This window comes from Alloyangia pacifica (genome assembly GCF_020524285.1).
GTDB classification, from domain to species: domain Bacteria; phylum Pseudomonadota; class Alphaproteobacteria; order Rhodobacterales; family Rhodobacteraceae; genus Salipiger; species Salipiger pacificus_B.
The window spans coordinates 12031-32221 of the sequence record NZ_JAIVKX010000001.1 but is presented as its reverse complement, the minus strand read 5'-3'; the positions used below and the strand labels follow the sequence as shown (position 1 = coordinate 32221).

Annotated in this window: 20 protein-coding genes; 7 read left to right on the top strand and 13 right to left on the bottom strand. The window is 68.7% G+C overall.

The genetic code is table 11. The annotated features are described in order from the left end of the window. Window positions 1-73: 73 nt before the first annotated feature. The 3 genes from LC039_RS00155 to LC039_RS00145 all read right to left on the bottom strand — a co-directional run bounded on the left by LC039_RS00155 (window position 74) and on the right by LC039_RS00145 (window position 2457). Entirely contained in the window at window positions 74-757 is a 684-nt protein-coding gene (locus LC039_RS00155; RefSeq protein WP_226621039.1) for an ABC transporter ATP-binding protein, read from the bottom strand. Then, complete coding sequence (locus LC039_RS00150) at window positions 750-2036, bottom strand: lipoprotein-releasing ABC transporter permease subunit (protein ID WP_226621038.1); 1287 nt, start codon at window positions 2034-2036, stop codon at window positions 750-752. The genes LC039_RS00155 and LC039_RS00150 overlap by 8 nt, the downstream gene beginning before the upstream one ends. A 214-nt stretch (window positions 2037-2250) precedes the next feature. Continuing rightward, complete coding sequence (locus tag LC039_RS00145) at window positions 2251-2457, bottom strand: hypothetical protein (RefSeq protein WP_226621037.1); 207 nt, start codon at window positions 2455-2457, stop codon at window positions 2251-2253. Between the two features lie 168 nt (window positions 2458-2625). On the opposite strand from LC039_RS00145, the gene LC039_RS00140 reads away from it, so the two are divergent. Beyond that, the gene (locus LC039_RS00140; protein ID WP_226621036.1) at window positions 2626-3741 is read left to right on the top strand and encodes a pyridoxal phosphate-dependent aminotransferase; all 1116 of its coding nucleotides are present in this window, start codon (window positions 2626-2628) and stop codon (window positions 3739-3741) included. A 219-nt stretch (window positions 3742-3960) separates the two neighbouring features. After that, complete coding sequence (locus tag LC039_RS00135; protein WP_226621035.1) at window positions 3961-4167, top strand: histidinol phosphate aminotransferase; 207 nt, start codon at window positions 3961-3963, stop codon at window positions 4165-4167. Between the two features lie 76 nt (window positions 4168-4243). Here the strand turns inward: LC039_RS00135 and LC039_RS00130 are convergent, their stop codons facing one another. Continuing rightward, on the bottom strand, window positions 4244-5443 hold the full coding sequence (locus LC039_RS00130; protein WP_226621034.1) for a pyridoxal-phosphate-dependent aminotransferase family protein: 1200 nt from the start codon (window positions 5441-5443) through the stop codon (window positions 4244-4246). 199 nt (window positions 5444-5642) lie between these two features. Here LC039_RS00130 and LC039_RS00125 point away from each other — a divergent pair, with 199 nt between their 5' ends. From LC039_RS00125 to LC039_RS00110, 4 genes are all read left to right on the top strand, one after another. Further along, entirely contained in the window at window positions 5643-6338 is a 696-nt protein-coding gene (locus tag LC039_RS00125) for a fused DSP-PTPase phosphatase/NAD kinase-like protein (RefSeq protein ID WP_226621033.1), read from the top strand. Next, window positions 6335-8092: an ABC transporter ATP-binding protein gene (locus LC039_RS00120; protein WP_226621032.1), complete on the top strand. Its 1758-nt coding sequence runs from the start codon at window positions 6335-6337 to the stop codon at window positions 8090-8092. The genes LC039_RS00125 and LC039_RS00120 overlap by 4 nt, the downstream gene beginning before the upstream one ends. A gap of 69 nt (window positions 8093-8161) precedes the next feature. Continuing rightward, the gene (locus LC039_RS00115; protein WP_226621031.1) at window positions 8162-8923 is read left to right on the top strand and encodes a YgfZ/GcvT domain-containing protein; all 762 of its coding nucleotides are present in this window, start codon (window positions 8162-8164) and stop codon (window positions 8921-8923) included. Then, complete coding sequence (locus LC039_RS00110; protein WP_226621030.1) at window positions 8920-9741, top strand: fructosamine kinase family protein; 822 nt, start codon at window positions 8920-8922, stop codon at window positions 9739-9741. Before LC039_RS00115 ends, LC039_RS00110 begins: the two co-directional genes overlap by 4 nt. Here LC039_RS00110 and LC039_RS00105 read toward each other — a convergent pair. Both LC039_RS00105 and efp read right to left on the bottom strand, forming a co-directional pair. Next, window positions 9714-10202: a GNAT family N-acetyltransferase gene (locus LC039_RS00105; protein ID WP_226621029.1), complete on the bottom strand. Its 489-nt coding sequence runs from the start codon at window positions 10200-10202 to the stop codon at window positions 9714-9716. The genes LC039_RS00110 and LC039_RS00105 overlap by 28 nt on opposite strands. Window positions 10203-10294: 92 nt before the next feature. Next, window positions 10295-10858, bottom strand: a complete 564-nt coding sequence (gene efp, locus LC039_RS00100; RefSeq protein ID WP_226621028.1) for an elongation factor P — start codon at window positions 10856-10858, stop codon at window positions 10295-10297. 220 nt (window positions 10859-11078) lie between these two features. On the opposite strand from efp, the gene LC039_RS00095 reads away from it, so the two are divergent. Further along, the gene (locus tag LC039_RS00095) at window positions 11079-11408 is read left to right on the top strand and encodes a DUF6280 family protein (RefSeq protein ID WP_066101377.1); all 330 of its coding nucleotides are present in this window, start codon (window positions 11079-11081) and stop codon (window positions 11406-11408) included. 202 nt (window positions 11409-11610) lie between these two features. On the opposite strand, the gene LC039_RS00090 is transcribed toward LC039_RS00095, so the two are convergent. The 7 genes from LC039_RS00090 to LC039_RS00060 form a co-directional block, all read right to left on the bottom strand. After that, window positions 11611-12618, bottom strand: coding sequence for a hypothetical protein (locus LC039_RS00090; protein ID WP_226621027.1), 1008 nt, complete (start codon window positions 12616-12618; stop codon window positions 11611-11613). A gap of 253 nt (window positions 12619-12871) precedes the next feature. Further along, entirely contained in the window at window positions 12872-14248 is a 1377-nt protein-coding gene (locus LC039_RS00085) for a TolC family outer membrane protein (RefSeq protein ID WP_226621026.1), read from the bottom strand. Between the two features lie 73 nt (window positions 14249-14321). Further along, window positions 14322-14972, bottom strand: coding sequence for a protein-L-isoaspartate O-methyltransferase family protein (locus LC039_RS00080; protein ID WP_226621025.1), 651 nt, complete (start codon window positions 14970-14972; stop codon window positions 14322-14324). Window positions 14973-15185: 213 nt separating this feature from the next. Continuing rightward, window positions 15186-15503 (bottom strand): hypothetical protein, encoded by a 318-nt coding sequence (locus tag LC039_RS00075; protein WP_226621024.1) that lies wholly within the window; start codon window positions 15501-15503, stop codon window positions 15186-15188. Window positions 15504-15509: 6 nt separating this feature from the next. Beyond that, window positions 15510-15860 (bottom strand): DUF883 family protein, encoded by a 351-nt coding sequence (locus LC039_RS00070; RefSeq protein WP_226621023.1) that lies wholly within the window; start codon window positions 15858-15860, stop codon window positions 15510-15512. A gap of 141 nt (window positions 15861-16001) precedes the next feature. Beyond that, complete coding sequence (gene ggt / locus LC039_RS00065) at window positions 16002-17792, bottom strand: gamma-glutamyltransferase (protein WP_226621022.1); 1791 nt, start codon at window positions 17790-17792, stop codon at window positions 16002-16004. A gap of 99 nt (window positions 17793-17891) precedes the next feature. Further along, entirely contained in the window at window positions 17892-20141 is a 2250-nt protein-coding gene (locus tag LC039_RS00060; RefSeq protein ID WP_226621021.1) for a molybdopterin-dependent oxidoreductase, read from the bottom strand. Between the last annotated feature and the right edge of the window lie 50 nt (window positions 20142-20191).

Sequence of the window (20191 nt, the reverse complement as noted above, 5' to 3'; positions counted from 1 at the left end):
CCGGAGTTTGGCCACATTCGGGCAGGACCGCGGCCCCGCCGCGGTCTTCGCGTGGAGCTTGGGGCAGCCGCGCTCAGAGCGCGACCAGCTGCCCCTCGCGCAGTTCCACCTGCCGGTCCATGCGGCCCGCCAGTTCGAGGTTGTGCGTGGCGATGAGCGCCGAGAGCCCGGTTTCGCGCACCAGCGTCATCAGCGCGCCGAAGACCCGGTCCGAGGTCGTCGGATCGAGGTTGCCCGTCGGCTCATCCGCCAGCAGCAGCTTCGGCGCATTGGCCATGGCGCGGCAGAAGGCGACGCGCTGCTGTTCGCCGCCGGACATGGCAGCCGGTCGATGCCCGGCGCGACCTTCCAGCTCGACCGAGGCGAGCAGCTCGCGCGCCCGTGCCGTGGCCTCCTTCGGCGGCACGCCGTTGGCGAGCTGCGGCAGGGTGATGTTCTCGAGGGCGGTGAACTCGGGCAACAGGTGGTGGAACTGGTAGACGAAGCCCACCTCCTGCCGGCGCACGATGGTGCGGCGACGGTCGGACTTGCCTCCGAGCACCTCGCCGGCGATCGCCACCTCGCCCGCATCGGCGGTGTCGAGCAGCCCGGCGATGTGCAGCAGGGTCGACTTGCCGGCACCCGAGGGGGCGACCAGCGCCACCACCTCGCCGCGCGCCACCGACAGCTCGGCGCCGCGCAGCACCTGCACCTCGTTGGGCAGGCCACGATTGTAGAATTTCTCGATGCCCGAGAGACGCAGGACGGGATCACTCATAGCGCAGCGCCTCCACGGGGTTCATGCGCGCGGCACGGCGCGCGGGGAAGATGGTCACGATGAAGCTGAGGCCGAGCGACAAGGCCATGGCGGCAAAGACGTCGCCCCATTGCAGCTTGGCGGGCAGCGAATAGATGCCGCGCACCGCCGGATCCCAGACCCCGCCGCCGGCGACGTAGTTCACGAAAGAGAAGATCGGGTCGATGTAGATGGCGAAAAGGCAGCCGAGGATCACCCCGAGTACCGTGCCGATCACCCCGGTGAAGGCGCCGCAGATGAAGAAGACGCGCAGCACCGAGCCCTCGGTGAGCCCCATGGTGCGCAGGATGCCGATGTCGCGGCCCTTGTTCTTCACCAGCATGATGAGGCCGGAAACGATGTTCATCGTGGCGATCAGCACCAGCACCGAAAGGATCACGAACATCACGTTGTCCTCCACCTCCAGCGCGCGCAGGAAGCCGCCCGAGGCGTCCTGCCATGTCCAGACCAGCGCGCCCTGCCCGGCGGCCTGCTGGATCGCCGTGGCCATGCCGTCGACGGCTTCGGGGTCGTCCACCATCACCTCGAGCTCATCCGCCGCGCCCTCGCGGTTGAAGTAGAGCTGCGCCTCCTCGAAGGGCATGTAAGCGCGGGTGCGGTCGATGTCGTAGCGCCCGGCGGTGAACACCCAGACCACCTCGTAGGCCTTGACCCGCGGCGAGACGCCGAAGGCGGTCTTCACCCCCTCGGGCGAGATCAGCTTCACCTGGTCGCCGACGTCGACGCCCAGTTCACGCGCCACGCCCGAGCCGAGCGCGATGCCCTCGCCGAAGCGGGAAAGATCGCCGCGGCCGGTTTCGGGGTCGACGACGCGGCGGATGCCCTGCAGGTCCTCGGCGGAGATGCCGAAGACCTCGACCCCGGCGTTGCGGCCATTGGCGTTGGCCATGACCTGCCCCTTGACCAGCGGCGCGGCGCGCTCGACGCCGGGCAGCCCGGCCACGGCTTCGGCGCGGTCGGTGTAGTCCTCGAAGGTGCGCTGGGTGCGGCCCTGCTCATCGACCCGCGCCGAGGCGTAGACCGTGACATGGGCGTTGGAGCCGAGGATCGTGTCGACGAACTCGGCCCGGAAGCCCGAGCGCACCGAAAGCGTGGCGATCAGCGCGAAGACCGCGAGGGTGATGCCGATCAGGCTGATCCAGGTCATGACGCTGACCCCGCCCTCGGCGCGCCGGGCGCGCAGGTAGCGCCAGGCGATCATCCATTCGAAGGGGGCAAAAGGTGGCGGGGTACGGGCCATGGGCACTCTTTCCGGGTCAGCGTGTCGCGCGCGAACCTGACCGCAACCCCCGGCGGGGTCAATCCCTCGCCGCCCTGCCCTACGGGCCTGTTACCACGCCGCCGCGCGCGGCGTGGCGGGGTCGCGGGGCGCCCACGCTGCGCGGAGCACCGCGCGACCCTCAGGCGTGACCGAAGAGTGACCGAGGCGCACCGGGGAAACTCACCGGGGAGGCTCACCAAGGGCCACCCGGCAGGCGCGGCGGCTCGGTGCGGGGCGGCAGCCCCATGTCGCGGCGCGCTGCGGCGTCGAGGGACTCGTAGCGGCGGGCCTCGCGGAACTCGCGGTCCTCCTTGAGCAGAAAATCCCGCAACCTTTGCCAGATTGGCTTGCGGGGCTGGCGGGAGGCGCGAACTTTGCCTGAAGCGATGGGATGGGACATGATCTCCTCCTTTGCTGATCCATGCCCCGGTGTAGCGCAGAGGCGTGATCCGCCCGTTGCCGCAGCGTCAATCCCGTGCGAAGCGGACAGATAATCTGCGTGAGCGCGCCGGACGACAGCCGTTTCCGGCCTATTGCCAGAGCTTTTCCGCTGCGGCATATCTCCGCCATGACTGGACCTCGCTACACCCCGCTTGTCGCTTCGCTTCCCGAAACCGTGCCATTCGTCGGCCCGGAAACCCAGGAGCGCGAGCGCAGCGCACCGTTCCGCGCCCGCATCGGCGCCAACGAGAACGTCTTCGGCCCCTCGCCCCGCGCGATCGAGGCCATGCAGCGCGAGGCCGCCGAGATCTGGAAATACGGCGACTCGACCAGCTACGACCTGCGCAACGCCATCGCGGCCGCGCATGGCGTCGCCCCCGAGAACGTCATGGTCGGCGAAGGCATCGACGGGCTGCTGGGCTATCTCGTGCGGCTTGTCGTGGCGCAGGGCGACGCGGTGGTGACCTCCGATGGCGCCTACCCCACGTTCAACTACCACGTGGCGGGCTTTGGCGGGGTGCTGCACAAGGTGCCCTACCAGAACGACGCCGAGGATCTGCCCGCGCTGCTGGCCAAGGCTGCCGAGGTCGATGCCAAGCTCGTCTACTTCGCCAACCCCGACAACCCGATGGGCTCATGGAAGCCGGGCGCCGAGATCGCCGCGCAGCTCGGCAAGGTGCCCCAGGGCGCGCTGCTGGTGCTCGACGAGGCCTACGTGGAGTTCGCCCCCGAGGGCACGGCCCCCGAGATCGACATCGAGGACCCGCGGGTGATCCGCTTCCGCACCTTCTCGAAGGCCTACGGCATGGCGGGCGCGCGCGTCGGCTACGCGCTGGCGGCGGCGCCGCTCATTCGCGCCTTCGACAAGATCCGCAATCATTTCGGCATGAACCGCACGGCGCAGGCCGGGGCGCTGGCCGGTCTGCAGGACCGGGAGTGGCTGGCGCAGACCATCGAGAAGGTCGCCGCCGCGCGGGGCCGCATCGCCGCCATCGCACAGGCGAACGGGCTGTCCGCCCTGCCCTCGGCCACCAACTTCGTCGCGGTGGACTGCGGCGGCGACGGCGCGCTGGCCAAGGCCGTGCTCGAGGGCCTGAGCAAGCGCGGGGTCTTCGTGCGCATGCCCTTCGTGGCGCCGCAGAACCGCTGCATCCGCGTCGGCGCGGGCACCGAGTCCGATCTCGACGCACTGGAAGAGGCGCTGCCCGCGGCGCTGGCAGAGGCCCGCGAAAGCGTCGGCTGAGCCCGCGCTCCGGTCAGATGCACAAATTTTCCGCCGAGCTGCACAAGCAGATCGGCGGGAAAGGTTTTCGAAAGCAGTTTTGGCCAGCCTGATGCGTGACCCGGGCCCGAGGTGCGCTACCCTTGTCGTATTGCAGGGCCCCACTCACTCCTGAGGCCCCACTCAAGTCGACGTCTTTTCCAGTCCGCCGTCTCTTTCAGCCCGTCTGAGGATCGCATCATGGCATATCCGTCCGAACCGCCGCGGCCCGACTTCTTCAGCGCCAACCTAGTGCTGCTCTTCGTGGTGATGTTTCTTGTCTTCCTGCTGCTCTGGATCAGCTACGGGCTCGGCCCGGTGGTGATCGCCGGGGTGGCGATCAACCACGTGATCTCCGTCATCGAGCATCGCCGAACCAGCGCGCGAGAGACCCCACCGCAGGGGTGAACCCCGCGCCCATGAGTCCCCCCATGAGTCCCGCGGGGAAATCCCACCGGGCCTTGGCGCGCGCGGGGCCGGCATTTCAGCCCTTGGCAATCTCCGCCGCCGCCGCGGTGAGCGCGCCCGGCCCGTGCGGGATGTCCAGCGACACGAAGCCCGCTTCGAGCACGCCGAGCAGCCCGAGGATCATGTGCGTGTTGACGTGGCCCATGTGGCCGATGCGGAAGAAGCCGGTGCCCATGGGATCGTCCGGCTCGGCCATCCCGAGCCCGATGCCCAGCGTCACCCCGGCCTCCGTCTCGCACCACTTGCGCAGCTGCGCGCCATAGGGCTTGCCGAGCCGCAGCGCGGTGACCGCGTGGCTGCGCAGGCTGCGGTCTGCGACGTTGAGCGTCAGCGGACCGCCCTGCCCCCAGGCCTCGGCCGCCGCCCAGATGGTGCGGGCCAGCACGGCGTGGCGGTGCCAGATTTGCTCGATGCTCTCCTCGCGGATCATGTCGAGCGCGGCGCGCAGACCGTAGAGGTGATGGGTCGGCGCGGTGCCGCCGAAGTACTCGTAGAAGTATTCGGGGTTGCCGCGCGGGGTCCAGTCCCAGTAGCGCGACACGCGGGTCATCTCGGCGCGGCGCGCCTCGGCCTTGGCGTTGAAGAAGACGAAGCCGAGGCCCGGCGGCACCATCAGGCCCTTCTGCGAGCCGGTGACCATGATGTCGACGCCCCAGTCATCCATGCGGAATTCCTCGACGCCCAGCGAGGCGACGCAATCGGCCATCAGCAGCGCCGGGTGGCCGGTGCTGTCCATCGCCGCGCGCAGGCTGGCCAGGTCGTTGCGGATCGAGGTGGCGGTGTCGACGTGGCTGGCGAGAACCGCCTTGATCTTGCCCGCCTTGTCGTTGCGCAGCGCCTCGGCCACCAGCGCCGGGTCGTAGGTCGACTTGGTGCCGAACTCGATCAGCTCGACTTCGGCGCCGAGACCGCGCGCCATCTCGGCCCAGCCATGGGCGAACCGCCCGGTGGCGGGCACCAGTACCGTGTCGCCCTCGCCCACGACATTGGCCAGCGCCGCTTCCCAGGCACCGTGCCCGTTGGCGATGTAGATCGCCACCTTGGCCGCCGCGGTCTGCGCGACGTAGCGCAGGTCGGGGATCAGCCCGGCCACCATCTCGACGATCGCCCCCTCGTAGATATTGGGCGAGGCGCGGTGCATGGCGCGCAGCACCGCGTCGGGCATGACGGAAGGACCGGGAATGGCCAGATAGGGGCGACCATGGGCGAGAGACATGCGAAAACTCCGAAAACACCCCTTGAAATTGCGGGGCGAGGGCCAACCTAACCGCGGTTGCGCCGAGGTCAATCTCCCTCGGCCCCGCCCCGTCCCCGCCGCCGCCGCGGGGACGGTCATTGCCCCGTGGAGGGCACGGCGCTTGCCAGCAGTGGCCGGAGCCCGTAAACCGCCGCGCGACAGGCACAGGAAGACAGGCATGCTGACGAAGTTCTGGGACAAGATCGAGACGGCCGAGCGGCGCTTTCGCCGGTCCTTCGGCAAGGACATCTCGACCCCCCGCGCCCGGCTGCTGTCGAAGCTGCATTACAATGTCTTCGATCACGCCTTCCTGCGGCTCTTCTGGCACAACTTCTGGCAGATCGCGCCGGGCGTCTGGCGCTCGAACCAGCCCACCCACGCGCGCTTCGAGAAATACGCGCAGATGGGCATCAAGACCGTCATCACCCTGCGTGGCGAAGAGAAATACTCGCATTACCTCTTCGAGAAGGAGAGCTGCGAGAAGCTCGGCCTGACGCTGCTGCACGCCAAGCTCTGGGCGCGCATGGCGCCCAAGGCCGACCGCATCACGCATCTCATCGACACGATGCGCGAGGCCGAGAAGCCGATGATGTTCCACTGCAAGTCGGGCGCCGACCGCGCCGGCTTCGCCTCCGCCGTCTACCTGATGGTGTTCGAGGGCGTGCCGGTGGAAGAGGCGCGCAAGCAGATGGGGCTGAAATACGCCCACCTCGAGTTCACCAAGACCGGGATCCAGGGCTACATCCTCGACACCTACGCGGCCCGCAATCGCCGCAAGCCGATCTCTTTCGAGGACTGGGTGCGCAGCGAGTACGATTCCAAGACGCTGCAGGCGGGCTTCGACAACAAGCGCCCGCCGGAAGAGATGGCATGAGCGCCGCGAAGCAAAAAGACGAGAACCTGCTGTTCTGGCTCGGGCGCCGGTACCTCTGGCGCTATCGCTGGCAGATCGTCATCGCCTTCGTCTTCATGATGCTCGAAGGCTCGATGTTCGGCTTCCTCAGCTACATGATGAAGCCGATGTTCGACCAGGTGCTGGTCGGCGGCAGCCGCGCCGCACTGATGGGGGTGGGCCTCGCGATCTTCTCCATCTTCATGATCCGCGCGCTGGCCAGCGTCATCCAGAAGGTGGTTCTGACGCGGGTCTCGCAGCTCACCGTCGCGGACATCCGCAACGACCTGCTGTCGCACCTGATGCGGCTGGACGGCGCCTTTCACCAGAAACACGGTCCCGGCTACCTGATGCAGCGCATCGAGGGCGACGTCGCCTCGGTCAGCAAGGTCTGGAGCATCCTGATCACCGGCACGGGCCGCGACATGATCGCGCTGGTCTCGCTTTTCGGTGTGGCCATCGCCATGGACTGGCGCTGGACCCTGATCGCGCTGATCGGCGTGCCGCTGATGGTGGCGCCCTCGGTCATGCTGCAGCGCTACGTACGCCGGTACGCGCGCCGCGCCCGTGACATCTCGGCCGGGCTGTCGACCCGGCTGAACGAGATCTTCCACGGCATCGTGCCGATTAAGCTCAACCGGCTCGAGAAATACGAGGCCAGGCGCTACAAGTCGCTGACCAAGGAACGGATCCGCACCACCGTCGCCTCGAGCCTCGGCCAGTCGGCCATTCCCGGGCTGATCGACGTGATGTCCGGCATCGGCATCTGCGGCGTGCTGATCTTCGGCGGCGGCGAGATCATCTCGGGGCAGAAAAGCGTCGGCGATTTCATGGCCTTCTTCACCGCCATCGGGCTTGCCTTCGAGCCGCTGCGCCGGCTCGGCGCGGTCAGCGGCACCTGGCAGATCGCCGCCGCCTCCATCGAACGGATCAAGGAGCTGCTGGAACTGGAACCCGAACTGCGCGACCCGCCGCAGCCGGTGCCCGCCCCCAAGGGCGTGCCCGAGATCGTGCTGCGCGGCGTCGAGCTCAACTATTCCGGCTCCGCCGTGCTGCGCGGCACCAGTTTCACCGCCGAGGCGGGCAAGACCACGGCGCTGGTCGGCGCCTCGGGCGCGGGCAAGTCGACGGTGTTCAACGTGCTGACCCGGCTGGTCGACCCCGACGCGGGCGAGGTCACCATCGGCGGCGTGCGCACCGACGCGATGAAGCTCGCCGACCTGCGCGGGCTTTTCTCGGTGGTCAGCCAGGACGCGCTGCTGTTCGAGGACAGCCTGCGCGAGAACATCCTGCTGGGCCGCGAGGACGTGGCCGAGGAGCGGCTCGACGAGGTGCTCGAGGCCGCGCATGTCTCGGACTTCGTGCCGCGCCTGCCCGACGGGATCGACAGCCTTGCCGGCACCCGCGGCAGCAACCTGTCGGGCGGCCAGCGCCAGCGCGTGGCCATCGCCCGCGCCCTGCTGCGCGACACGCCGATCCTGCTGCTCGACGAGGCCACCTCGGCGCTCGACGCCGCCTCGGAGCAGGTGGTGCAGGCGGCGCTCGACAAGCTCTCGGTCGGGCGCACCACGCTGGTCATCGCCCACAGGCTCTCGACCATCCGCAATGCCGACAAGATCGTGGTGATGGATGCCGGCCACGTGGTCGAAGAAGGCACACATGATGAGCTCATGGCCCTCGGCGGCGCCTATGCGCGCCTGCACGCCATGCAGTTCGAGGATGAACAGACCGTCTGAGGCGCTGCCCCTGTAACCTGTCCCGCGCCGCGCTTATAGTCGGCGCAACGGACAACGGACGGAGCAACCATGACCGCCACCACAGGCATCCCGACGGACGCCCCGCGCAGCGTGCTGCGCGTCAGCGGCCCCGAGGCCCGCGACTTCCTTCAGAACCTCGTCACCAACGACCTGGGCAAGCTGAGCCAAGGTCTGGTCTATGCCGCGCTGCTGACCCCGCAGGGCAAGTACCGGGCGGATTTCTTCCTCGTGCCGCGCCCCGAGGGGTCGATCCTGATCGATGTGGCCGCGCCCCTCGCCGCCGATCTGGCGCGCGCGCTCACGCTCTACAAGCTGCGCGCCAAGGTCGATCTCGAGGAGACCGATATCCAGGTGACCCGCGGCACCGGCGCCACCCCCGAGGGCGCCTTTGCCGACCCGCGCGACACCTCGCTGGGCTGGCGCGGCTATGACGGGCAACCCGACGAAGACGCCGACTGGGAGGCGCTGCGCGTCGCCGCCTGCGTGCCCGAAAGCGGCGTCGAGCTGACCCCGGACACCTTCATCCTCGAAGCCGGGTTCGAGCGTCTGAACGGCGTCGACTTCAAGAAAGGCTGCTTCATTGGCCAGGAAGTGGTCGCGCGGATGAAACACAAGACCGAGCTGCGCAAGGGTCTGGTCCCCGTGGAGGTGAGCGGCGACGCCCCGGTGGGCACCCCGGTCGAGACCGGCGGCAAGCCCGCGGGCACGCTCTACACGCAGTCCGGCGGACGCGGCCTTGCGTTCCTGCGCTTCGACCGCTCGCAGGGCGAGATGACCGCCGGCGAGGCCACGCTGCGCCGGACCTCTTGAGCCGGGAGGCGCTGGAGACCGCGCTCGGCGCGCGCGTCACGGCCAGCCGGGCGCTGCACGGCGGGGACCTGTCGGAAGTGGCGCTTGCCACCCTGAGCGACGGCCGTGAGGTGGTGCTCAAGCGCGGCGCACGCGTCGCCACCGAAGCGCGGATGCTGCTGGCCATTGCCGCTTGCGGCGCCCGCGCGCCGGAGGTGCTGGCGCAGGCAGGTGAGTGGCTGGCGCTGGAGGCCCTGCCGGAGATTGCCGCCACCCCGGACGGCTGGCTGGCACTGGGGCGGGAGTTGCGCAGGCTGCATGACACACCCGGCGCTGGCTACGGCTGGGGCGAAGGCTATGGCTTCGGCCCCCTGCCCCTCGACAATGCGCCGCGCGCGACCTGGCCCGCCTTCTGGGCCGAGGCGCGGCTGCTGCCGTTTGTCCCGCACCTTCCGACCGATCTCGCCCGGCGCGTCGGCGCGCTGGCCGAGCGGATGCCCGAAGTGCTGCCCGAAACCCCAACGCCCGCGCTGCTGCACGGCGATCTCTGGACTGGCAACGCGCTCTTCATGTCGGGGGGCGCCGCGCTGATCGACCCCGCCTGCTACCATGGCCACGCCGAGGTCGACCTGGCCATGCTGGAGCTTTTCGGCACCCCGCCCGCCGCCTTCTGGCAGGGCTACGGACCGATCGAGCCGGGCCGCGTCGCGCGCCGCCCGGTCTACCAGCTGTTCCCGGCGCTGGTGCACCTGCGGCTCTTCGGAGGCGGCTACGCGGGCATGCTGCGCGGGCTGCTCGATCAGGCCGACGCTCACCCCGACGTTCGCCCCGGCGCCTGAAAGCGCTTCTCAAGCACCTCGACGACCCCCGAGGCCCCGGCGCCGAGCATAAGCGCGCGCGAGGGCGCGTTGAAGGCATGCACCGTGGTGGTCCAACCCTCCGCCCCCTGCCCGGCGATCTCGGCCTCGAACCCGGCGATGAGCCGCCGCGCGACCCCGCGCCGCCGCCACGAGGGCTCGACCCAGATGTGCTCCAGCTCGGCCCGGCGCTGCGGATGCCTGAGCGCGGTCGCCGGGCTGCAGCGCCAGCGCCACATCAGGTAGCCGCGCGGCACGCCGCCGACACGGTAGGCCCGGAGCTGCGCACCCTCCGCCATGGCCGTGGCGAAGAACTCCTGCAGCTCGGCCTCGCTGGCCCGGTCATGAAAGCGGTGCGGTACATGGGCGACGTGCTGCCCGTGCAGACCGCGCAGCGTGACGGCAAGCGCGGGAATGTCCGTTGAATCGCAAGGGGTAAACATGAAAAGGGCCTCCTGGGCTATGCGCCGGAGGCCCTTTGGATCATGATGTATCGCCCCCGGATCGCACGGGGACAAACTGGTCGGCGCGCGGGTTATGCGCGTTCCGAATACTCCATTGTCTCGGTGTTCACGATGATGTCCTCGTCCTGCCCGACGAAGGGCGGAACCAGGACACGCACGCCGTTGTCGAGCACGGCGGGCTTGAAGCTGTTGGCAGCGGTCTGACCTTTGACCACCGGCTCGGTCTCGACGACCTTGCAGGTCACCTTCTGCGGCAGGGTCGCGTTCAGCGCCTCTTCCTCGTGGAATTCGACCACGATGGTCATGCCGTCCTGCAGGAAGGGGCGACGCTCGCCGAGAATCTCGGCGTCGAGCTGCACCTGCTCGTAGGTTTCGGTGTCCATGAAGATCAGCTGACCCGCGTCCTCGTAGAGGAACTGCATGTCCTTCTGCTCGAGGCGCACGCGCTCGACCTTGTCCGCCGAACGGAAACGCTCGTTCAGCTTGGAGCCGTTGCGCAGGTTCTTCATCTCGACCTGGGCGAAGGCGCCGCCCTTGCCGGGCTTCACGTGGTCGACCTTCACCGCGGCCCAGAGGCCACCTTCATGCTCGAGCACGTTACCGGGGCGGATCTCGTTACCGTTGATCTTGGGCATGGTCAGAAAACTTTACAGTAAGGTTGAAGGGGTTTTCCGGCCTCCTATATATGGCCGGTTCGCCCCGTGCAAGACAACGATATCTCGCGTTCCGCACAAGCCGAGATATGCACCCGATGCAACGACGTTATGCGTTTGTGCCGTATCCGAATCGAACGGAATGGTCCATAACGCCGCACACGCCAGAAAAGACAAGAGCAATAATCATAAAGGTCGAAAGATGAAGGATTTCGTGGACAGCACAGCCTACCATGCCGAACAAGGCAACCGCGCGCGGAAACTTTTCGCCGCTGTGGTTCTGGCTGCGCTCGACGATGCAATCGCCGATGACAAGAAATACGGCAATGGTCCGGAGCAGATCGCCCGTTGGGCACGCTCGCGCGACGGCCGTGAAGTTCTGAGCTGTGCCGGTATCGACCCGAACGAGCGGGTTGTCTCCGGTCTGATGGAATTCGTGTCGAAAGGTGTCCGCACCTCTGTTGCGCTGTCGCGCGAAGAGAGCGAGCGTCGTCACGCAGCCGCAGCCGCGGAACAAGCCGAAGCCGCTTGATCCCGGCATAGGGAGCCCTGCTCCCAGCAAGTCGAAGGCGCGCCCCGAACCGGGCGCGCCTTCGGCGTTTTCGGAGCAAGCGCGGGCCGGCGATCGCCATGTCCCGCCCCCCTCCAGGAACAGCCGAGCCCGGCCGCTTGCGCGCCGGGCTCGGTGTGTTTCAAAGGCATGTGCTCAGGGGATCGCGGACAGCGCCCTGCGCTCAGTCCTGATCGTCGCTCGCCAGCAGGCGCTGCAGTTCCCGTCGGACCATCTTGCGGACATTGCGCGTCGCCCGCTCTCCCAGCGCGCCCTGCAGTTCCTCGCGAACCACCTCGGTGATCAGCGCCCGCAGGCGATCCTCGTCGAGACCGGCAGGAAGGGCTGCGTCCGGGGCCGGAGCCTCGGGCGCGGGCGTCTCGCTGCGCAGGTTGCTCTGGCTGCGCTGCCAGACCGGGTTGCGGAGGATTTTGACCGGGCGGCGCACCGGCGCCGGATCGGGCTCGACCGCAAGCGCATCGTCCTGGGCTTCCTCGGCCTCACCGGCTTCCGTGACGCCCAGGTCAATGTCCTGTTCGATGTCCTGCCCGGCATCCTGCGCCAGGTCTTCATCGTCCGAGCTCTCGTCCGACTGCGGTTCCGCCAGCGTCTCGAGCTGGTAGGGCTCGTCGACAAGTTCCGGCTCAGGCATCGGGCGGCTGGCAAGCTCGGGATCTTCGTCCTCCGCGGCCACCACGGGGGCCCCCTGCGCAGCAGGCTCGGCCGCATCGGCGGGCTGATGGCGGAAGATTGCCTCGGGCGCCTCTTCGCCGCGCTCCGGCTCGAAGTCATGCGTGCTGCGGGCGATCATCTCCTCGAGCTCGGCGATCTTCTGCGCGAGGCTTCCTTCCTTCGCCGCAGGTTCGGCGGCGGGCTCGGGCTGCGGCGATGCGCTGCCCTGCAGCTTGAGGGCGAAGAAGTCGGCGATGGATGCCTCGGAAAACGCGTCGGCGTCCTCCACCTCGATGAAGGGGGCCTCTTCGACCGTGTCCACGGCAGGGCGCTCGGCAGGCTCCGCGGTGGCGCCGACGTCCCGCAGGGGGGCGCGGCGCGCCGTTTCGGCGACTTCCTCTTCGGAGGGCACGAGGCGCGCGGCGACCGGGACCGCATGGCGCGCGCTGTCGTCCTGCACCAGATTGGCGAATGCGCTGTCGGCGTCATCGGAGGCGTCCGGGCTCGGAGCCTCCTGCACGCGTAGCGCAGGGGTCAGAACCAGGCGACCTGCCGGAGCGGCGCCGGGCGCCAGGGGCGCATCTGACGGGGAGTCGGGACGGGAATCTTCGGAAACCAACCTCCGGATAGAGGAAAGAACGTCCTCGATTTCCACATTGGACACGGGATCGGACATTTATGTACCACTCTTGCCTGTTCCCCGAGTGTAGCGACTCGGGGACCGCCAGACAACAAGGACCGGCCCGGGGACCGGTCCAGGGACGCGGGGAAGCTTACTGCTTCCCCATCGCCTTCAGGATGCGGTTCAGGTCTGCGCCCTGACGGGACTGGACCGGAGCGGATTTGACCAGGTTGTAGTATTCGGCCGGGTCATAGCGCGGCACGTTCAGCGCCAGATCCTCGGCGGTGAGCTGACCCATGGTGTAGAGCACCGTGTAGGCCGCGATGGTCTCGTCGACCACGGCCGAGATCTGGGTGTTGCGCGCGTCGAGCAGTTCCTGTTCGGCGTCGAGCACGTCGAGCGTGGTCCGGGCGCCGAGCGTGGCTTCCTCGCGGGTGCCGCGGAAGGCGACGGTTGCGGCGCGCACCTGCTCGTCCGAGGCGGCACGGGCGGCCTGGGCAACGCGCAGGTTGGCATAGGCGTTGGCCACCGACTGCGGGATCGACTTGGTCAGCTGCAGCAGTGCGCCGCGCGTCTGGTCGCGGCTGGCGTGCGCCTGGCGCTTGATCGAGCTGAGCTGGCCGCCCTGGTAGATCGGGCCCGAGAGGTTCACCCCGACGGTGCCGCCGCGGCTGCCCGCTTCGCTGTCGAAGCTCTCGTCGTAGCCGTAGGTGCCCTGCAGCGAGACGGTGGGGTTCATGTTGCTTTGCGCGATGGCGATGCCGATCTCGGCGGCCGCGACCTGGTGCTGCACCTGGATGATGTCCGGGTGGTTGCGCAGGGCGATGGCCTTGGCCTGATCGGCGGTGGCCGGAATGCGCGGCAGGCTGCTCGGCGACACGAGGCTGCCCGGCAGGCGGCCGACCGAGGCGCGGTACTCTTCGCGCGCCTGTGCCAGCGCACCTTCGGCGGCGGCGAGCAGCGAGCGGGCCGCGGCGAGGCGGGCCTCGGCGGAGGCCACGTCGGTGCGGGTCACTTCGCCGACCTCGAACCGGTCTTCGGCGGCGCGGAGTTCCTCGCCGATCACCCGGACGTTGTTCTGGCGCAGGGTCAGTGTCTCGACCGCGCGGCGGACTTCCATGAACGCCGAGACGCCGCGCAGCAGCACGTCCTGCTCGACCGAGACGAGGCCCGAGCGGGTTGCGAGAACCGCTTCCTTGGCGGCGTCGATCGACAGGCGGTTGGCGCCCCCGTCGAAGAGCACCAGCGAGGCGATGAGGCCGATCGAGGCGGTGTCGGTGGCGGAGCCGGTGTAGTTGCCGGTGATCGCGCTGCGGGTTTCACCGTAGTTGCGGGTCACGTCGCCGGACCAGCTGATCACCGGGCGCAGCGCGCCGACCGCCTGGGCCACGTCTTCATCGGCGGCGCGCAGCACCGCGCGGTTCTGCTCGAGCAGACCGCTGGTGTTGTAGGCACCGGCCAATGCGTCCGCGAGCGTCTCTGCCGCCGCGGGCATCGCGAGCCCGGCTGCGAGACAAACGCCCGTCATCCATTTTGTCAGCGATTTACGCGCCATCTTCCTGCCCTCTCGATCTCTTCGTTTGACGCCTGCCCGTGTCGGGTCAGAGCGCAAAGGCCACCTTTTTCTCGAAGCCGGGAAGTACCGGTGCAGTGGCGTTGAAAGAAAAGCGCCAGGTGATGGTGCCGTCGATCTTCCAGCCGACCTTCACCGTTCCCAGCGCCCCGTCCATGAAAATACAGGCAATTCGCCCGCCGTCCTTGAGCTGCCCGGCAATGGCCTCGGGAAGCTCCTCGATCCCGCCCTCGATCACGATGGCATCGTAGGGACCGTGCTGCGGCGCGCCCTCGGCAAGCGGGCCGGTGTGCTGGATGACGTTGTCCGCATGCTCCATCAGCAGCGGCTGCGCCTCGTCGGCGCGCTCGGCGTCATCCTCGACAGCGACCACCGCCTCGGCGATGCGGGCGATGACCGCGGCGCTGTAGCCGAGGCCCGCGCCGATATCGAGCACCAGGTCGTCGCCATCCACGTTCAGTGCGTCGAGCATCTTGGCAAAGGTGCGCGGGTCCAGAACAACGCGCCCGTCGCCAAGGTCGATGTTGCGCCCGGCATAGGCCGCGTCGACGGCCTCGTCGGGGACAAAGGCTTCGCGCGGAACACGGAGCATGGCCTCGATGATCGGAAACTTGGTGACGTCCGAGGGGCGCACCTGCGTATCAACCATCATACGGCGGAGGGTGACGAAATCGGTCATCCGCTAAACTCTTCCGTTCAGATATCCTTACAAAATCTTCTGCCACACTTGCTATCCCGGGGCAATGTCCGGCTGTCTACAAAAGAATAAACCCGCACCAGACTGTGGCGCGGGCGCTTCGAAAGCAATATATTTTTGACATATTGGCGCGAAATTATGGCCCGCGCCAAGGGCATCCCGGGCAAAGTCCGGCAGCCGATGATCAGCCGGCGATTAGTCCTTGCGCATCGCCTGCCCCGCTGCGCGCCCCGCCAGAAAGGCCTCGACCAGCGAGGTCATGGGCGCGGCGCTGGTCGCCGAAGCGGCCGGCAGGCGCGGCCTGACCGGCAGGAAGAAGAGCAGCAGCGCCAGCACGAGGTAGACGACGCCGACGATCAGCGCGGCGATCAGCTCGCCTTGCGCCTCGACCAGAGCAATCCAGCCGGCAATGGTGAAAAAAATCGCCGCGACGGCCATGCAGACCGCCCCGGCGATGGTGCGGCCGGCCCGTGTCAGGCCGGCTCTCAGTCTTGCCTCGAACAGGGCGAACAAGCGATCTTACCTCCGGCTGCCGACGTAACCGATCAGGAAGCCGACCGCCGCCGCAAGGCCGATGGCCTGGAAGGGGTTGGCCTGAATCTGGCCGCGCGCGTTGTTTTCCAGCTCGGCCACGCGCTGGCCAGCCTCGCGCAGCGCTTCCTCGCTGCGGTCGCGCACGTCCTGCGCCTTGGCTTCGCCGGCGGCCTTGTATTCGGCGCCGCGGCGCTTGCCGATGTCACCCACCAGCTCGGCGAGCGAGGCCACGTCGGCGCGCAGGGTCTTGATCTGATCGCTCAGCGCTTCGCTGTCGCTGGGCAGCGGTTCGGCGACCTTGGGGGTGCCGTTCGATTTGGTTGCAGTCTGGGCCATTTTGACGTCCTCCGTCTGCGGTGTCCTTTGGCGACCAACCCGGGAAGTCTGCGCGAAGTTCCCCAGATCACGCAAGTTTCATTACCACACGGCAGCTTCTGCGTCCTTGCGCAGGATCAATCCGGGGCACGCAGGGGCCTGTCACTCGCCGAGCGCGATCCCCTCGCGGCGCGGATCGGCCCCGCCGCTGAGCCCCTCTCCGACCGCGATGGCGTGCAGACCCGAGTTCAACCCGCGCACCTCGGTCTCGAAGCCCACCTCTCCGAGCGGGCCGGCCAGCGCCTCGGCGCCGGTGCCGGCCTCGAGGTCCATGGTGCCGAAGCGGTTGAGCACATGCGGCGCCGAGACTGCCTGCTGCACGTCCATGCCCCAGTCGAGATGCGCGATCACCGCCTGCGCGACGTAGCCGATGATCCGGCTGCCGCCGGGCGAGCCGACCACCATGACCGGCGCGCCGTCCTTCATCACGATGGTCGGCGCCATCGAGGAGCGCGGGCGCTTGCCCGGCTCGATCCGGTTGGCGATGGGCACGCCGCCCTCATGCGTCTTGAAGCTGAAATCGGTCAGCTCGTTGTTGAGCAGGAAGCCCCGCACGAAAAGCCGCGAGCCGAAGCCGTTCTCGATGGTGGTGGTCATCGACAGGGCGTTGCCCTGCGCATCGACGATGGAGATATGCGAGGTCGAGGGGAACTCGATCGAGGCATCATCGGCCCGGAGCTGCGCGTGGTCCCAGTCGGGCTCGCCCGGGGCGACGTCGGTCAGCGCCGTCTCGCCGCCCAGGAGCTCGGCCCGCCCCTGCAGGTAGGCCGGGTCAACCAGCCCCTCGGTCGGCATGGGCACGAAATCGCTGTCGGCCATGTAGCGGCCCCGGTCGGCGAAGGCGAGCCGCGAGGCATCGCCGATCAGCCGCCAGGCCTCGGCGCTGTCGGGTCCGAGCGTGGCGAGATCATAGGGTTCGAGCGTGCCGAGGATCTGCCCGACGGTCAGCGCACCCGACGAGGGCGGCCCCATGCCGCAGACGTCATGGGCGCGGTACGCAACGCAGACCGGCGCCCGCTCGATCACGTCGTAGAGCGCGAGGTCGGCGGTGCTGAGCAGCCCCGGATTGCCCTCGGCCTTCCGCACGGTGCGCACGATGTCCTCGGCAATTTCGCCGGTGTAGAAGGCGCGGCTGCCTTCTGTTGCAATCGCCCGAAGCGTCTCGGCATAGGGCTGGTTCTGCACCACGTCGCCCGCCTGCAGCGCAGTGCCGCCGGGGTAGAAGTAGCTTTCGGTCTCCGGGAACCGCCGCAGCCGCGCGTCATCCCCCGCCACCAGCTCCGCCAGTCTCGGCGAGACGATGAATCCCTCTTCGGCCAGCGCGATGGCTTCGTCGAAGAGCCCGGCCCAGTTGGCACGACCCCAGCGCCGGTGCGCCTCTTCCATCAGCCGCGGCGTGCCGGGCGTGCCGACCGACAGCCCGCCGACCACCGCATCGAAGAAACCGAGCGGTTCACCGTTCTCGTCCTGGAAATAGGTGGGCTTGGCCGCCAGCGGCGCGGTTTCACGCCCGTCGAGGGTGGTGAGGCTGCGGCTCTTCGCATCGTACCAGACGAGGAAGGCGCCGCCGCCGAGCCCGGAGCTCTGCGGCTCGACCAGCCCAAGCACCGCCTGTACCGCGACCATGGCGTCGGCGGCGCTGCCGCCCTCGCGCAGAACCCGCGCGCCCGCTTCGACCGCAAGCGGGTTGGCGGCGGCGACCATCCAGTCCTGCGCCTCGGTCGGCAGCCCCTGCGCCTTGGCATCGAGCGCCGCCTGCGCGGCCTCCGACAGCCCGTCGAAGGCCGAGACCCCGGTGGCCGTCTCCGGCGCCACGGCGTCGGCGGCCTGCTGCGCCGTGAGCGGCGCGGCAAGGCCCGCCGCCAAGAGGGTGATCAGGATCGTGGCGCGCATCGGGTCCTCCCAGTCTGCATCCCCGTTTCGGGGGCGTTCACGGAAAGGTAACCCGAAGCGTCGCTTTCGCAAATCGGCGATGGCGGCTGGCCGGCGCCGTCAGCTCAGAGGGCCGACCTCGACCAGCGTGGTATGGGCCGAGCACCCCTGCCCCAGCGACGAGGTGCCCTTGTCGCGGGTCAGCACGTTGGGGTTGCCATGCGGGTCGATGTTCTCGGACGGATCGCCGTACCAGGCGCCGGTCGGCAGGGCGACGACGCCGAGGCGGATGTCCTCGGTCACCACGGCCCGCGCCCGGGCCGCGCCGCGGGCATTGCGCACCAGCACCAGATCGCCCGAGGCGATGCCGCGCGGGCGGGCATCCTCGGGGTGGATCAGCAACCGCTCGGGGCGGGCATCGGGCTGATCGGCCAGCGCGCTCTCGAGCTGGCTGTGCAGCTTGTCGCCGGGCTGCGGCGAGACCAGGTGCAGCGGGGTCTGCGGCGTGGCCGCGCCGAGCCATTCGGTTGGCGCCAGCCAGGCCGGGTGGCCGGGGCAGTCCGCATAGCCGAAGCCGTCGACCGTCTCGGAGAAGATCTCGATCCGGCCCGAAGGGGTGTTCAGCGCCTTGCCCTCGGGGTCGGCGCGGAAACGGGCGAGGAAGGAGGGCAGCGGCGGCTCCTGCACGATGGGCAGTTTGACCCAGTTCTGCGCGCGCAACGCGTCATAGCCCGGAACTTCGATGCCCGCCTCGGCGCCGCGCGTGCGGTACTCCTCGTAGAGCTGCCGCAGCCAGTCCTCGCTGCTGCGCCCTTCGGTGAACACCTCGCCCGCGCCGAGGCGCTCGGCAAGCCCGGCGAAGATGTCGTAGTCGTCGCGCGCCTCGCCCACCGGGTCGATCAGCGCCGGCATGTTAAACAGATACTCGTCGAGATCGGTGCGGCCGATGTCCTCGCGCTCGTAGCTGGTGGTGGCCGGGAAGACGATGTCGGCGCGCTTGGCGGTGGCGGTCCACCACGGCTCGTTGACGATCACCGTCTCGGGGCATTTCCAGGCCTCGGACAGGCGGTTGAGGTCCTGGTGGTGGTGGAACGGGTTACCGCCCGCCCAGTAGACCAGGCGGATGTCGGGATAGGGCTCGCGCCGGCCATTGAAGTCGTAAGGTTCGCCGGGATTGGCCAGCATGTCGGCGATCCGCGCCACGGGGATGAAAGTGCCGACCGGGTTCTGCAACTGGTCCAGCGTCACCCCGCGCAGCGATTTCATCGACTTGCCGATGCCACCGATGGCGCCGTAGCCGTAACCGACGCCGCCGCCCGGCAGGCCGATCTGCCCCAGCATCGCCGCCAGCACCGCCGACATCCAGTAGGGCTGCTCGCCATGCTCGGCACGCTGCAGCGACCAGGCGACGGTGATCAGCGTGCGGGTGCTGGCCATGCGCCGCGCCAGCGCGCGGAGGGTGTCGGGGTCGACACCACAGATCGGGCTGGCCCATTCCGGGGTCTTGGGCAGGCCGTCGCTTTCGCCCATGAGGTAGGGACGGAAGCGCGCGAATCCGACGGTGTAGCGATCAAGGAAATCGTGGTCGGTCAGCCCCTCCTGCTCGAGCACGAAGGCCAACGCCAGCATCAACGCGGTGTCCGAGCCGGGGCGGACGGGGAGCCACTCGCAGCCCTCGGGGGCATCGCGGCGCTGCGGGCCGATGTTGACGCAGCGCATGCCCTGGGCGTGGAAGCGATCGAACCAGCTCGCCGTGTCGTGGCGGGTGATGCCGCCCATGCTGACCTGCGCGTTCTTCTTGTTGATGCCTCCGAACATCACCAGCGTTTCGGTGTTCTCGGCGATGGTCTGCCAGCTGTCCTGCTCGTTGTAGAGGTAGCGCAGGAAGGTCACGCCGAAGACATGCGGCATGATCGCCTGGGCGCAGCCGGTGGAATAGCTGCCGAAGGAGGCGACATAGCCGCCGATGCTGTTCAGGAAGCGGTGCACCTGGCTCTGCGCGTGGTGGAAGCGCCCGGCGGAGGACCAACCGTAGGAGCCGCCAAAGATGGCCTCGTTGCCGTGCTCCTTGCGGATGCGGTCGATCTCGGCGGCGGCGATGTCCAGCGCCTCGTCCCAGGGCAGTTCGATGAAGTCGTCGTTGCCGCGTCCGCTGCGGTCGCGGCGATCGAGCCAGCCGCGGCGGATCGAGGGCCGCGCGACGCGGCTGCGGTGATGCACGGCCTGCGGCAGGATGTCGGGGATCGCCGAGGGATCGGGATCCTCGGCAAAGGGTGCGGTGCCGGTGATGCGCCCGCCCTCGGTGGTCACCTGGAAGGCGCCCCAATGACTGGTGGTGACGCGGGTCTTGCGGTCGGGCTGGCTCGGCATGGGGACGACTCCGGCGGCTGGAGGAACAGCGTGATTTGCGCCAGTGTATC